Origin of the sequence: Streptomyces sp. ISL-36 (assembly GCF_018614205.1) — a bacterium.
Lineage (GTDB): Bacteria > Actinomycetota > Actinomycetes > Streptomycetales > Streptomycetaceae > Streptomyces.
The window spans coordinates 24,496-37,598 of sequence record NZ_JAGGOS010000170.1 but is presented as its reverse complement, the minus strand read 5'-3'; the positions used below and the strand labels follow the sequence as shown (position 1 = coordinate 37,598).

Below are 13,103 nucleotides of genomic sequence, written 5' to 3'. Positions count from 1 at the left end.
CCCCCGCCCCCGACCCGCTGCTGCGGGCCGTCGTACGGCGGCTGAACGCCGGCCGGCCGGTCGCCGAGACGGCCGACGCCGTCGGTCTCGGCCCCCGGCAGCTGCACCGCCGGTCGCTGGACGCGTTCGGCTACGGCCCCAAGACCCTGGCCCGCATCCTCCGGCTCCAGCGCGCCCTCGCCCTGGTCAGGGCGGGACTGCCGTACGCCGAGGCGGCGCTCCGCGCGGGCTGCGCCGACCAGGCCCATCTGGCGCGCGAGACACGGGCGCTGGCCGGCACCACCCTGTCCGCCTACGCCGCCGCCTGGGCGAAGAGGGAGACACCGCAGCCGTCCGGGTCGAGGACAACGGCGTAACGCTGGCCCCAGACCGCGTCCCAGGGCTTGAGGTGCCCGCGGTATCCGGCCGAGACGAGCGACTCGTACGTGGCGTCCACCTCCTGCGGAGAGGAGCAGCGGAAGGCGAGGCCGATCCGGTCACCGCCCTCCGGCCTGGCCCAGCCGGGGTCGAAGGATCGGATGACCTCCTCCGTGTCCCAGGCGATCCGCATCCCGCCGGGCAGGACGGCCTCCACGTGCGGCGCCGTGTCGGCGTCGGCCGGGACATCGAGGCCGAGGCGGCGGTAGAAGGCGAGCGAGGCGGCCATGTCGGAGACCACCAGGCCGATGACATCGAGTCGTGGTGCGTTCATGCCGCCACGCTAGGACGGGCGCGGCCGCCGGGTCTTGAACGAATCGGACCCGTCGCCGACCGCGGCGCCGACCGCGGCGCCGGCCGTCGCCGGGACCCTGCGCCGCCGCGTACGCCGGGACCCCTGACAGGCTGGGCCTGCTCGGAGTGACGACCGTCGGGGACGAGGGCCTGCCGGACGGCCCGGGGAGCCGTGGCAGGATCCGTGGGCATGAGGATCGAACAAGTGGATCAGCCCGTCGCCCTGGTCAGCGGGTCCACGTCGGGGATCGGGGAGGCCGTCGCGCGAAGGCTCGCGGCGGACGGGATGCGGGTCGTCGTGCACTCGCGGCAAAGCGCGGAGGCCGGGGAGGCGCTGGCGGCGGAGCTCGGCGGGGCGTACGTGCGGGCGGACCTGGCGGTGGAGGAGGAGGCCCGGGGGCTGGTCGAGGCGGCGCTCGGCCGGTACGGGCGGCTGGACGTGCTGGTGAACAACGCGGGCATCAGCTGGCCGATCCCGCACGACGACCTGGCCGCGGCGACACCGGCGGACTGGCGGCAGCTGCTGGAGGTCAACCTGATCGCGCCATGGGTGCTGTGCACGGCCGCACTTCCGGCGCTGCGCCGATCCCCCGCGGGCGGCAGCATCGTGAACATCACCAGCCACGCCGGGGTACGCCCCAAGGGCTCGTCGGTGCCGTACGCGGCGAGCAAGGCCGCGCTCAATCACGTGACCCGGCTGCTCGCGGCCGCACTCGGACCCGACGTACGGGTCAACGCGGTGGCGCCGGGGCTGGTGGACACGCCGATGACGAAGGACTGGGCGCAGGCGCACGAGCTGTGGCGCGACCGCGCGCCCATGCACCGTCCTGCCCAGCCCGCCGACGTGGCCGACCTGGTGGCGTCGGTGATCGCCAGCACCTACCTCACCGGCGAGGTCATCATGCTCGACGGCGGGCTGAACCTGACCTGAGAGCCGCCCACTTACGCGTCAGGTGGTCGAACGGAGGTCCTGACCGGACCTCCACGCTCTCTCAGCCGGCGTGAAGGACCCGAAAGCGATCGGGTTCCGCCGGATCCCGGTCAACGACTTGGACCGGTGTCCACGCCCATTGCCACACGCTGATGCCCGGCGTGCGGGAGAACCGGATCTGCCCGCGGGTGCCTTCGACTGCAACGCGCGGCCAGGATTCGGCAGTGCGCGCCCGGTCGTCCGCCCCGTGGAAACGCAGCACTTGGGCGAGGACGGCGACCGTGTCGTAGCCCTCGAAGGCGACGAAGGAGGGCGCTTCGGCCAGCCGCTCGCGAAGGGCCGTCTCGACTCGTACGCCGAGTGGGCCGAGGCGCTCGGGCAGGTAGCGCAAGAACGGGATCCCGGCGCTGTCGTCGCCCAGCGACGTCGCCCATTCGGTGAACTCCGGTTGCCCGGCCGGAGCACCGATCAGGATCTTGGCGAGGCGCTGGTCGCGGCGGACGGACTTGACGATCGACACCGCCGGCTCCGGGTGGCCGACCAGAAGAAGGAGGGCTGTCGCGCGGTTCTCGACGAGTTCGTCGCAGAGGGCGGCGGGGGTGAGCGCGCGCATGTCGAGTTCGACGACGCTGCCGCCGCGTGGAGCGAGATGATCCCGCAGAATGCGGGTTCCTGACGCCCAGTACACACTCGGTACGGCTGCCACGGCGATGCGACGGTGGCCCGCGCCGAGGAGGAAGTCCGCATAGATCCGCCAGCCGTGGGACTGTGCCGGGGCGAGGCGCGCGACCCATTCCGTCGGCTCCTCGGTGAGCGCGTCGAGAACCGCGGACGAGCAGAGGAACGGCAGGCCGAGCGCGTCGGCCCTGGCGGCAGCGGCGCGAGCGACGACGCTGTGATACTCACCGGCCAAGGCGGCCACGCCCAGGCGAGCCAGTTCGTCCACGGCCGCCGCGGCCCTCTGCGGATCAGCCGCGGTGTCGCGGACCACCAGCTCGAGTGGTCTTCCACCGATCCCGCCGGCGTCGTTCACTTCGCCGACGGCCAGCTCGAGTCCCGCGAGCAAGTGCCGGCCCGCCTCGACCCAGCCGGGCCGGGTCAGCGGAACGAGAGCGCCGATCCGGACGGACGACCCGTCAGTCCGCTCCGCTCCCAGTGGCGATGGTGGCGTATTCATGCGTCGGAGTCTCCCCTGTGACGATCCGGTTGCCGCTTGCCCGGATCACAGAGCGGCAGGGTCCGGTGGCGCGCGTTCCGCTGATCTCGCCGCGGCGGGCACAGCGGGGTGATCATGCCGGACATTGCATCCGCCACCCTCGCCAACAGGCAACCGATTATCTGTTTTGCCGGGTGAGTTCGGGCGCTGCCGGGCCAGGCCGGAAAATACGTCGCGCGGCCGGCCGGGTGCGGGCTATGGTGTGATCGTTCTCGCGGACCGGCCAGTCGGCTGTCCGCGAATGTCGCTGTGTGATTCAGGAGGTGTGACCGATGGCTGTTGTCGCGAAGGGCGCTGCCCGCTCCCAGGACTTCTCCCACCCCACCTCCGTGGTCGCCGGCTGACCTTCTCTCTTCCGCGCTGTTCGGCGCGTGCCGGGGCCACCCTTTGAAGGGTTCCCCTTGTCTTCTTCTTCTCTTCTCGGTTCGTCCTCGCTTCTCTCGCACCCGCTGGCCCCGTACGGCTGGGACGCGGGCTGGGAAGCCGAGTTCGCCCCCTACGCAGCGCAGGGGCTCCTGCCCGGGCGGGTCCTGCGCGTCGACCGGGGGCAGTGCGACCTGGTCACCCCTCTCGGCATCGTCCGGGCCGACACCGAGTTCGTCGTGCCCCGCGATCCGATGAAGGTCGTCTGCACGGGCGACTGGGCCGCCGTCGACGCCGAGGGCGACCCGCGGTACGTACGGACGCTGCTGCCGCGGCGGACGGCGTTCACGCGGTCCACCTCGTCCAAGCGGTCCGAGGGCCAGATCCTCGCCGCCAACGTCGACCACGCCGTCATCACCGTCTCGCTCGCCGTCGAGGTGGATCTCGGCCGCATCGAGCGCTTCCTCGCCCTGGCCTGGGAGTCGGGCGCCCAGCCGCTCGTCGTGCTCAGCAAGGCCGACCTGGTCCCCGACCCGCTCGGGCTCTCCTACCTCGTCGAGGACGTGGAGAGCGTCGCCCCCGGTGTGCAGGTGCTGCCCGTCAGTTCCGCCACGGGGGAGGGCGTCGAGGTGCTCGCCGCGATCCTCGCGAGCGGGACGAGCGTGCTGCTCGGGGCCTCCGGTGCGGGGAAGTCGACGCTCGCCAACACCCTGCTCGGCGAGGACGTCATGACCGTCCAGGCCGCGCGTGACGTGGACGGCAAGGGCCGCCACACCACGACCACGCGCAACCTGCTCGTCCTGCCCGGGGGCGGCGTCCTCATCGACACGCCCGGCCTGCGCGGCGTCGGGCTCTGGGACGCCGAGGCCGGCGTCGGCCAGGTCTTCTCGGAGATCGAGGACCTGGCCGGTGACTGCCGCTTCCACGACTGCGCCCACGAGGCGGAGCCGGGCTGCGCGGTGATGGCTGCGGTCGAGGACGGTTCCCTCTCGGTACGCCGGCTGGAGAGCTACCGCAAGCTGCTCCGGGAGAACCAGCGCATCGTCGCCAAGACGGACGCCCGCCTCCGCGCCGAGATCCTCAAGGACTGGAAGCGCAAGGGCGCCGAGGGCCGCGCGGCGATGGAGGCCAAGCGGGGCGGCCGGGTCCGCTAGCGGGACCCGGGCTCTTGGACCACCAGCAGGCGGCGGCCCGGCTCGGCCCACGTCTCGGCAGCCGGGGACTTGGACAACCAGCTGACGGCCGGCCGACGTCCTGCGTTCCGCGTCCCGGCCGCGGCGGGCTGGCTGCCGTGCCATGTCCGGGTTCCCCGGCCGGGATTCGGGCCGAGGCAGACCGGCTGGCGACCGGTCGCCTTGGGTCCCCGGACCGGGGCTTGGGCTGAGGTCGACCGGCCGACGGCCGGCCGCCGTGCGGCCCCGTGCCTGGGACTCGGGTCGAGGCAGGCCAGTCCGGGTTCCCCGGCCCGGGTTTCGGGCCGAGGCAGACCGGCTGGCGACCGGTCGCCTTGGGTCCCCGGACCGGGGCTTGGGCTGAGGTCGACCGGCCGACGGCCGGCCGCCGTGCGGCCCCGTGCCCGGGACTCGGGTCGAGCCAGGCCGGCCTGCGTCCCCCCGGCCCGGGATTCGGGCCCAGGTCGACCAGCTAACGGCCAGCCGCCCCCCAGGCGTCCCGGCCTGGGCCTGGGGCTTCCGCCGGGCCAGGGACCGGCGCCCAGGCCGGCGGCGGCAGCGTGGTGTCCGAAAACCGCCAGCCCGGCCCGCCGGCCTCCCGCACACTGGATCTCGTGATGGACGAGGACACCAGGTACGAGGCGGTCAGCAGCCGGGACGCCCGGTTCGACGGAGAGTTCTTCTTCGCCGTCGAGACGACCGGGATCTACTGCCGGCCCAGCTGCCCCGCCGTCACCCCCAAGCGCAAGAACGTCACGTTCTTCCCGACCGCCGCCGCCGCGCAGGGCCACGGCTTCCGGGCCTGTCGGCGGTGCCGGCCGGACGCCGTCCCCGGGTCCGCCGCGTGGAACGTCCGCGCCGACGTCGTCGGACGCGCCATGCGGATGATCGGCGACGGCGTCGTCGACCGCGAGGGCGTGCCCGGGCTCGCCGGGCGGCTCGGCTACAGCGCCCGGCAGGTCCAGCGGCAGCTCACCGCCGAGCTCGGCGCGGGCCCGATCGCGCTCGCCCGCGCCCAACGGGCCCACACCGCCCGGCTGCTCCTGCAGACCACCGGGCTCCCGGTCACCGAGATCGCCTTCGCGTCCGGGTTCGCCAGCGTGCGCCAGTTCAACGACACGATCCGCCGCATCTACGCCCGTACACCCTCCGAGCTGCGTACCGAGTCCGGCACCGGCACCGGCACCGGCACCGGCCCCCGGACCGTGCTCGCCGCCGGAGTGCCGCTGCGGCTCGCGTACCGGGGGCCGTACGCCGCCCGCGAGGTGTTCGACCTGCTCGCCGCCGAGGCCCTGCCGCACGTCGAGGAGATCCTCGGCGTCCCCGGCGCCCGCACCTACCGCCGTACGCTCCGCCTGCCGTACGGCACCGGCATCGTCTCCGTCGACGAGCGCGCCGCCGGACCCTGGCTGGAGGCGCGGATCCACCTCACCGACCTGCGCGATCTGACCACCGCCGTCCAGCGGCTGCGCCGTCTGTTCGACCTCGACGCCGACCCGTACGCGGTCGCCGAACGCCTCGGCGCCGATCCCGTCCTGGCCGGCCGGGTCGCCGCCCGCCCCGGCGTACGGTCACCGGGCGCGGCGGATCCCGAGGAGTTCGCGCTGCGGACCCTGGCCGGTCCCGAGGAGGCGGCGCGGCTGGCCCTGACGTACGGCACCGCCCTGGACAGCGCCTGCGGCACCCTCGACCGTCTCTTCCCCGAGCCCGCCGCGCTCACCGGCCATCCGGTCGTGGGCCCGCTCGCGACCGCGCTCGCCACCGGGGCGGTACGCCTCGACCCCGGCGCCGACCGCGAGGAGGCCGAACAGGCGCTGCGGGCCGTCCCCGGCATGACCGCCGACCGGGCCGCTCTCATCCGCATGCGCGCCCTCGGCGACCCCGACGCGGCCCCGGCGGGCAGCCCGGTGGGCGGACCCGGCGCCGAGGCGTGGCGGCCCTGGCGCTCGTACGCCCTGCACTATCTGGACGCGACTGCGGCGCCACCGGCCTGACCAGGCACAATGCCCCCATGACTGGCATGACATCCACGATCACCGTCGACCGGCTCGGCCCCGAGGACCGCGAGGCCTGGGAGCGGCACTTCCGCGCCTACATCGACTTCTACGGCCGTACCGAAGGCCCCGAGATGTACGAGCGCGCCTGGCAGGCCTTCCAGGACGACGCCCGGCTGCACGCGCTGGCCGCCCGCCTCGACGGACGGCTCGTCGGCTTCACCCACTTCCTCGTCCACCCCAGCACCTCCGGCCCGGACGTCTGCTACCTGCAGGACCTCTTCACCGAGCCCGAGGCGCGCGGCAAGGGCGTGGCCGGCGCCCTCATCGCGGCCGTCGGCCGGTGGGCGAAGACCCAGGGCTGCGACCGGGTCTACTGGAACACCCAGGAGTCCAACACCACGGCCCGCCGGCTCTACGACAAGGTGGCCAGGAACACCGGGTTCATCAAGTACCAGATCGACCTTCCGCAGGCCCCGTAGCCGCCGTAGCCTCCGCGGGCCCGGGAAGGCCCCAGCTGTGGATCCGGTGCGGGTGGATCCGGATGACCTCCTCGCTGAAGTGCGGGCCGAGCCCGTGCGGCCCCACGAGGAGCTCGGCCTCGCCCCGGATCTCCACACCACGCACCTGCCAGGGCCGTACGCTCGCGAGGTCGTCGACGACCAGCGCCACCTTGGGATTGGTCCGCAGATTGCGCCACTTCTTCGTACGGCCCATGGCCAGCCCGCCCACCAGGACCGTGCCGTCGTCCTGCGGGAAGAAGCCCACCGGATTGACCTGCGGCTGGCCCTGCGGGTCGACCGTGGCCATCCGGCCCAGGCGCTGGCTCTGGAGATAGGCGCGTTCGTCGTCGCTGAAACCCTCGAAATCCCTCATGCGGTCAGCATCACGCGCCGACCACTCCGGCACATCGGCGCCTGGACGGAACCCGCGCGGACCGGAGACCTAGGTCGTGTCCGTAAAGTCTCGCCTGCCCCACGACGCCCGGCACGCGCCCTCGCTGCGTTGCCGAAATGCCCAAGTAGCTCCGCTACGAGGGCATCCCGGCGCCTTGCGATCGCACGCCCCGGACGCCGCGGGCCCCGCCCTTCGGGCGGACGGCGATACTTTGCGGACACTCCCTGGGACCTCAGCCCCCGATCACCGCTCCCACCCACGCCCCGGCGATCAGCAGACAGGAGAACAGCTCCACCAGAACGCTCGTCCCCGCCGCCCGCATCACCATGCGCGTGGAAGCCCGGGCCTGGCCGTGGCCGCCGAGGCGGAGGCGTTCGGAGAGGTAGATGCCGCCGACGAAGCCGGGGACCGCGCCGAGCACCGGGACCAGGAAGAAGCCGAGGAACGCGCCGACCCCGGCGTACGTCACCATCCGTCGGGTGATCCCGATCCCGCGCAGCCGCCGCTGCGGCAGCTGCCACACCACCACCTGGGTGAGCAGGAGCAGCGCCGTCGAGGAGACGAGCAGGATCCAGGCGAGCCCGGTCTGCTCGTTGAGGGACCACCAGAGCATCGCGGCCCACACCAGCCACGGCCCCGGCACGCCGGGAGCCAGCACCCCGAACAGGCCGAGCAGCATCACCATCGCGACCAGCAACAGCTGCCACACACCCATCTGCCAAGCGTGCAGGATCCCGGGTGTTCTCGCAGGTCGCACCGTACGTACGGGCTATGGGGCTGAGGCACCTGTGCCCGGGGACGGGCGGGGCAAGGGCCCCCGCCTACCCCCGCGCCACCCACCCCTTCTCGTACGCGTGCCACCCCAGCTGGAGGCGCGTCGTCACACCCGTCAGCTCCATCAGGCCCTTCACCCGGCGCTGTACCGTCCGCAGGCCCAGGTCGAGCTGCTTGGCCACACTCGCGTCGGTCATGCCGGCGAGCAGCAGCGAGAGGATCTCCAGGTCCGTCGCGTCGGGGCCCTGCGCCTCCGCCTCGGTGACCTGCGCGCCCGCGCCGAGGCGCAGCGGGAGCGCGTCGCGCCAGACCGCCTCGAAGAGGCCCATCAGGGACTCCAGGAGCCCGCTCGCGTGCACCACCAGCGCCGCCGGCTCCGCGCCCCGGCCCGTCAGCGGCACCATCGCCAGGTTCCGGTCCGCGACCACCAGCTTGGTGGGGACCCGGTCCACCACCCGGATCCGCTCGTCGCGGCCGAGCGCCGCCGACAGCTCGACGATCCCCGACGGCAGCGTCAGCACCTCGCGCTCCACGACCACCCGGTAGGCCACGCCCCGGCCGGCCGCCAGCTCCTCCGCGTCGTTCTCCATGCCGCTCACCGCGATCGGCTTCCCCGTCACGAGCGCGCAGACCTCCTCGGTCGCGCCCAGCTGCAGCTGGAGGAAGCGGTGCCTCACGGCGCTCGCGCCGGTCACCACCTCCACCAGGTCATGGACGGCGGGCTCCGTCGCCTCCGCCCGGTACTCCTCCGCGAGCAGCGCCGCCGCCAGCTCCGCCTGCTCCAGCTCGTGCCGCTGCTGGGTGAGCAGCGCGCCCAGCGCGACCCCGGGCGGGGCCGCCACCCACCGCCCGGTCCTGGCCGAGGACTGCGCGGCCAGGCCCTGCGCCTCCAGACGCCGCAGCGCCCGTTCGGTGTCCGTCTCCGGGAGGGCGAGCCGGTGGGCCAGGTCCGTCACCTCGGCCGCGCCCAGCGCGACGAGCGCCCGGTACGCGGACTCCTGCCGTTCGTCGAGACCTATCGCTCCCAGCATCGTCGCCCCACCCCTCGCCGGATCTCTCCGGACGTGCCCGACGCCCCCGGACGCACCGGACTTCCCCGGACGTTCAGCGGACGCATTCGTTCCGTTGGTGCCATGGCGGGAATCGGCCACGACGCATTCCCGCCGCGCTCATCATCCCTGCACCACCCTCACCTCTGCCAATGTGGCGGCACCGCAGCACCAACAGCCTCCGGGCACAGGCGTTTTTGCCTGCCTATGGTCCGGAATCAGATGGGGAGAGCGATGCGCCCGATTTCGCGTACGGCCCTGGGGGCGGCGACCGCCGCCGTCCTGGCCGTCACCGCGGTCGCGCCGTCCACGGCCGCCGCGCCGCAGGACGACCCGACCGGCAATCGACCGCTGGTCGGCAGCGAGGCCTCCGCCCGCGCCGGGCAACGGACCGCCACCGTCACCCTGGTCACGGGGGACCGTGTCCTGGTCACCCGGGACGCGGCGGGCAACGCGGCCGCGGCCGCCCTGCCCCGCGAGGACGGGACCGTGCCCTTCGTCCAGACCCGCCGCTCGGGCCAGGACCTGTACGTCTACCCCGAGGGCGCCACCGCCGCGCTCGCCGCGGACCGCGTCGACGAGGAGCTCTTCAACGTCACCGGCCTGATCCGCCAGGGCTACGACGACGCCGCCACGACGACGCTCCCGCTCATCGCCGTCTACGGCGCCGACCTCGCCCGCTCCGCGCCGCCGGCCACCCCGCGCGGCGCCCGGCGCGGCCAGGTGCTGAAGACCGTCGACGGGGTCGCCCTCCAGGCCGACAAGAAGCGCGCCGCCACCTTCTGGGCGGACGTGGACGCCCCCGCCGCGCGGACCGCGACGGGCCTCAAGAAGCTCTGGCTGGACCGCAAGGTCGAGGCCACCCTGGAGCGCTCCACGAAGCAGGTCCACGCCCCCGAGGCCTGGGCCGCCGGCTTCGACGGCACGGGCACCAAGGTCGCCGTCCTCGACACCGGAGCCGACGTCGACCACCCCGACCTCAGGGGCCGGGTCGCGTCGGAGAACTTCACCGACTCCGACACCGCCGACGACCGCCAGGGCCATGGCACCCACACCCTCTCCACCGTAGGCGGCTCCGGCGCCGCGAGCGGCGGAAAGAAGAAGGGCGTCGCGCCGGGGGCGGACCTCCTCAACGGCAAGGTCCTCAACGACTCGGGCTCCGGCGCCGCCTCCTGGATCATCGCCGGCATGGAGTGGGCCGTCGCCCAGGGCGCCGACGTCGTCTCCATGAGCCTCGGCAGCCCCGTACCGACCGACTGCACCGACCCGATGAGCACCGCGGCCCAGGAACTCGCCCAGAACGAGGGCACGTTGTTCGTGATAGCCGCCGGCAACTCCGGCCCGACCCTGAACACCGTCTCCTCTCCCGGCTGCGCCCCCGACGTGCTGACCGTCGGCGCCACCGACCGCGACGACTCCACCGCGTACTTCTCCAGCCGCGGCCCGACGATCGTCAACCACACCCTCAAGCCGGAGATCGCCGCTCCCGGCGTCGCCATCTCCGCCGCCGCCGCGGGCGGCCGGGGCGTGTACGCCTACCAGTCGATGTCCGGTACGTCGATGGCCACCCCGCACGTCGCGGGCGCCGCCGCCGTCGTCAAGCAGCGCCACCCCGACTGGACCGGCCGGCAGATCAAGGCCGCGCTCGTCTCCTCCGCCGACAGCGCCGTCCCCGGCGACGTCCGCGAGGTCGGCGGAGGCCGACTCGACGTCAAGGCCGCCGTCGACCAGACGGTCCTCGGCGCCGGAGCCGTCCAGGGCGGCACCTTCAACTGGCCCCAGGACCCCAGCGACCGGACCACGGTCTCCGTCCCGTACACCAACACCTCCGGCAAGGCCGTCACCCTGACCCTCGCCGTCGAGAGGGTCACCGGCAACGACGGCTCACGCGTCCGGTCCTCCCTCGCACGCCTCGGCAAGCGCACCGTGACCGTCCCGGCCGGCACCACCGTAGAGGTCCCGCTGCACCTCGACCCGGCCGCCCCTCTGGAGCGCGCCCAGTACGGCGACGTCACCGGCCGCGTGATCGCCACCGGCGCGGGCGGGGTCTCCGTCTCGACGCCGTTCTCCCTGTACGTCCAGCCCGAGACCGTCACCCTGCGCGTCAAGATGATCGACCGTCAGGGCGAGCCCGCCGACGGGGCGTCGTCCCTCGACGTCATCGGCACCGACGACGCGAGCGGCGAGCGCCGCTTCAACGAGGGCGCCACCGACCAGGTCTTCCGGCTGCGCCCCGGCAGCTACTTCCTCTCCTCCTTCGTCACCACCCCCGACGCGGGAGAGGGCGCCACGCTGTACGACTCGCTCAGCTACCTGGCCCGCCCCCAGATCGAGCTGAAGAAGGACACCACCGTCGTCCTCGACGCCCGCACGGCGCACCGGCTCTCGGTCGTGACCGACAAGCCCGGTGAACTGCGCGGCGCCACCCTCGCGTTCTCCCGCTCCTGGGACGACACCTGGCTGCACGCCGGCACGGCGGGCGGCGCCCGTACGCTCCGCGGCTACTACGCCTCGGTCGAAGGGCGCGCCGCTGAGGGCGACTTCGAGTTCGGCAGCTACTGGCGCTCCGCCGCCCCGCTGATCTCGGAACTGAGGACGGCCGACGGCCTGGCCCTGCACCCGGTCACCGCCTCCCTCGGCTCCGACAACCTCGACGGCACCGGCTCGGCTCGGCTCGTCGACGCGGGCACCGGCACGCCGGAGGAACTGAAGGCCGCCGGAGTCCAGGGCCGTATCGCCCTGGTCCGTTTCCCCGACACCTCCGAGAGCGCGGTCACCGTCGCACGGAACGCGAAAGCGGCGGGCGCCGTCGCGGTCCTCGCGTACCGCACGTCACCGGTCCGCTGGTACCCGACCGCCGGCTTCACGGGAGCCGGGTTCCCGGTCCTCGCCGTCGACTCCACCGAAGGCGCGGCGCTGCTCACGAAGCTCTCCGCCGGCGAGGTCACCCTCGCCTGGAAGGCCACCGCGAAGAGCCCGTACCTCTACGACCTGGCCTTCCCCGAGACCGGGACGATCCGCGACGACAAGGTCTACCGGGTCCGCGACGGGCAGCTGGGCCGCACCGAGTCCACCTATGGCTCCATGGGTCTCGCCACCGACTTCGTCGACAACCCGGCGGCCTACCGGCCGGACGGCACCGCCGTCTTCTTCGGCGCGTTCGAGCCGGTCCCGGCGCCGGGCACCCGGACGGAGTTCTACACGGCCGGCGACACCCGGTGGGAGCAGGTCCTCTCCTCCAGCTTCCCGTTCGGCGAGTTCATGATCGGCACCCGGCACGCCTACACGCCGGGGGAGAAACGCGCCGAGCGCTGGTACGACGGCGTCGTGGCCCCGACCGCCCCGCTCGACGCGGCCGGAAGGCCGGCGCTCGTCGCCGAGCGACAGGGCAACCTCATCGGCTTCGCCGACGCCATGTGGGGCGACAACACCCACTACGCCCAGGCCGGTTCCTTCGGGGACATCGGCAACGTCCGTCTGAGCAAGGACGGCCAGGTGCTCGGCCAGACCGCATGGCCGTTCGGAGTCTTCGACGTACCGTCCGAACACGGCACGTACACGCTCGAACAGAACACCATGAAGATCGGCAGCAAGGTGTGGGCGCGCTCCACATCCGTCAACTCCGTATGGAAATTCACCTCGAAGCTTGACGAGAGCGTCTACTCTCAAGGCATCCCGATTCTCTTCCCCCGGTACAACCTGCCGGAGGACGGCCTCAAGACCCTCGCCGCGACCGACGGCCAGAAGATCGGCCTCACCGCGACGGGTCACGCGGGCTACACGCCCGCCGCGCTCACCTCGGCCAGGCTCTCGTACTCCTACGACGGAGGCACGACCTGGACGCAGGCGCAGGTCTCGCAGCAGGGCGGTGAGTGGACCGCGACCGTGAACCACGCGGGCGCGGCCGGCAAGCCGGTCACCCTGAAGACCGAACTGGCGGACGCCCGGGGCAACTCCGTCACCCAGACCGTGGTCCGCGCTTACGACGTGCGCTGA

General features: G+C 73.2%; 11 protein-coding genes. 6 read left to right on the top strand and 5 right to left on the bottom strand.

Annotated features, from left to right (window positions below; genetic code table 11):
• Window positions 1–356 (top strand): helix-turn-helix domain-containing protein (locus tag J7E93_RS33780; RefSeq protein ID WP_215073856.1); only part of this gene is annotated, 356 nt, incomplete at its 5' end.
• Here J7E93_RS33780 and J7E93_RS33775 read toward each other — a convergent pair.
• Window positions 293–691: a VOC family protein gene (locus tag J7E93_RS33775; RefSeq protein WP_215073855.1), complete on the bottom strand. Its 399-nt coding sequence runs from the start codon at window positions 689–691 to the stop codon at window positions 293–295. The two genes, J7E93_RS33780 and J7E93_RS33775, sit on opposite strands and share 64 nt — an antisense overlap.
• A gap of 210 nt (window positions 692–901) precedes the next feature.
• Between J7E93_RS33775 and J7E93_RS33770 the strand changes: the two genes are divergently transcribed.
• Window positions 902–1,642, top strand: a complete 741-nt coding sequence (locus J7E93_RS33770; RefSeq protein ID WP_215073854.1) for an SDR family NAD(P)-dependent oxidoreductase — start codon at window positions 902–904, stop codon at window positions 1,640–1,642.
• 61 nt (window positions 1,643–1,703) lie between these two features.
• On the opposite strand, the gene J7E93_RS33765 is transcribed toward J7E93_RS33770, so the two are convergent.
• Window positions 1,704–2,819, bottom strand: a complete 1,116-nt coding sequence (locus tag J7E93_RS33765) for an ABC transporter substrate-binding protein (RefSeq protein WP_215073853.1) — start codon at window positions 2,817–2,819, stop codon at window positions 1,704–1,706.
• 440 nt (window positions 2,820–3,259) lie between these two features.
• Between J7E93_RS33765 and rsgA the strand changes: the two genes are divergently transcribed.
• The 3 genes from rsgA (at window position 3,260) to J7E93_RS33750 (ending at window position 6,869) form a co-directional block, all read left to right on the top strand.
• A complete protein-coding gene (gene rsgA, locus J7E93_RS33760) occupies window positions 3,260–4,375 on the top strand; it encodes a ribosome small subunit-dependent GTPase A (protein ID WP_215073852.1) in 1,116 nt (371 codons plus the stop codon).
• A gap of 635 nt (window positions 4,376–5,010) precedes the next feature.
• The gene (locus J7E93_RS33755; protein ID WP_215073860.1) at window positions 5,011–6,387 is read left to right on the top strand and encodes a DNA-3-methyladenine glycosylase 2 family protein; all 1,377 of its coding nucleotides are present in this window, start codon (window positions 5,011–5,013) and stop codon (window positions 6,385–6,387) included.
• A gap of 17 nt (window positions 6,388–6,404) precedes the next feature.
• On the top strand, window positions 6,405–6,869 hold the full coding sequence (locus tag J7E93_RS33750) for a GNAT family N-acetyltransferase (protein ID WP_251067474.1): 465 nt from the start codon (window positions 6,405–6,407) through the stop codon (window positions 6,867–6,869).
• Here the strand turns inward: J7E93_RS33750 and J7E93_RS33745 are convergent.
• From J7E93_RS33745 to J7E93_RS33735, 3 genes are all read right to left on the bottom strand, one after another.
• Window positions 6,835–7,263, bottom strand: a complete 429-nt coding sequence (locus J7E93_RS33745) for a PPOX class F420-dependent oxidoreductase (RefSeq protein ID WP_215073851.1) — start codon at window positions 7,261–7,263, stop codon at window positions 6,835–6,837. The genes J7E93_RS33750 and J7E93_RS33745 overlap by 35 nt on opposite strands.
• Before the next feature lie 253 nt (window positions 7,264–7,516).
• Window positions 7,517–7,999, bottom strand: a complete 483-nt coding sequence (locus J7E93_RS33740) for a DUF456 domain-containing protein (RefSeq protein WP_215073850.1) — start codon at window positions 7,997–7,999, stop codon at window positions 7,517–7,519.
• 106 nt (window positions 8,000–8,105) lie between these two features.
• Complete coding sequence (locus J7E93_RS33735) at window positions 8,106–9,089, bottom strand: LuxR family transcriptional regulator (protein WP_215073849.1); 984 nt, start codon at window positions 9,087–9,089, stop codon at window positions 8,106–8,108.
• Between the two features lie 252 nt (window positions 9,090–9,341).
• On the opposite strand from J7E93_RS33735, the gene J7E93_RS33730 reads away from it, so the two are divergent.
• Window positions 9,342–13,103 (top strand): S8 family serine peptidase, encoded by a 3,762-nt coding sequence (locus J7E93_RS33730; protein WP_215073848.1) that lies wholly within the window; start codon window positions 9,342–9,344, stop codon window positions 13,101–13,103.

What these genes read in the sequence shown, in the direction of transcription:
- J7E93_RS33775 (WP_215073855.1), bottom strand. Translation starts at nt 691, where the DNA reads ATGAACGCACCACGACTCGATGTCATCGGCCTGGTGGTCTCCGACATG.
- J7E93_RS33770 (WP_215073854.1), top strand. Translation starts at nt 902, where the DNA reads ATGAGGATCGAACAAGTGGATCAGCCCGTCGCCCTGGTCAGCGGGTCC.
- J7E93_RS33765 (WP_215073853.1), bottom strand. Translation starts at nt 2,819, where the DNA reads ATGAATACGCCACCATCGCCACTGGGAGCGGAGCGGACTGACGGGTCG.
- J7E93_RS33755 (WP_215073860.1), top strand. Translation starts at nt 5,011, where the DNA reads ATGGACGAGGACACCAGGTACGAGGCGGTCAGCAGCCGGGACGCCCGG.
- J7E93_RS33750 (WP_251067474.1), top strand. Translation starts at nt 6,405, where the DNA reads ATGACTGGCATGACATCCACGATCACCGTCGACCGGCTCGGCCCCGAG.
- J7E93_RS33745 (WP_215073851.1), bottom strand. Translation starts at nt 7,263, where the DNA reads ATGAGGGATTTCGAGGGTTTCAGCGACGACGAACGCGCCTATCTCCAG.
- J7E93_RS33740 (WP_215073850.1), bottom strand. Translation starts at nt 7,999, where the DNA reads ATGGGTGTGTGGCAGCTGTTGCTGGTCGCGATGGTGATGCTGCTCGGC.
- J7E93_RS33735 (WP_215073849.1), bottom strand. Translation starts at nt 9,089, where the DNA reads ATGCTGGGAGCGATAGGTCTCGACGAACGGCAGGAGTCCGCGTACCGG.
- J7E93_RS33730 (WP_215073848.1), top strand. Translation starts at nt 9,342, where the DNA reads ATGCGCCCGATTTCGCGTACGGCCCTGGGGGCGGCGACCGCCGCCGTC.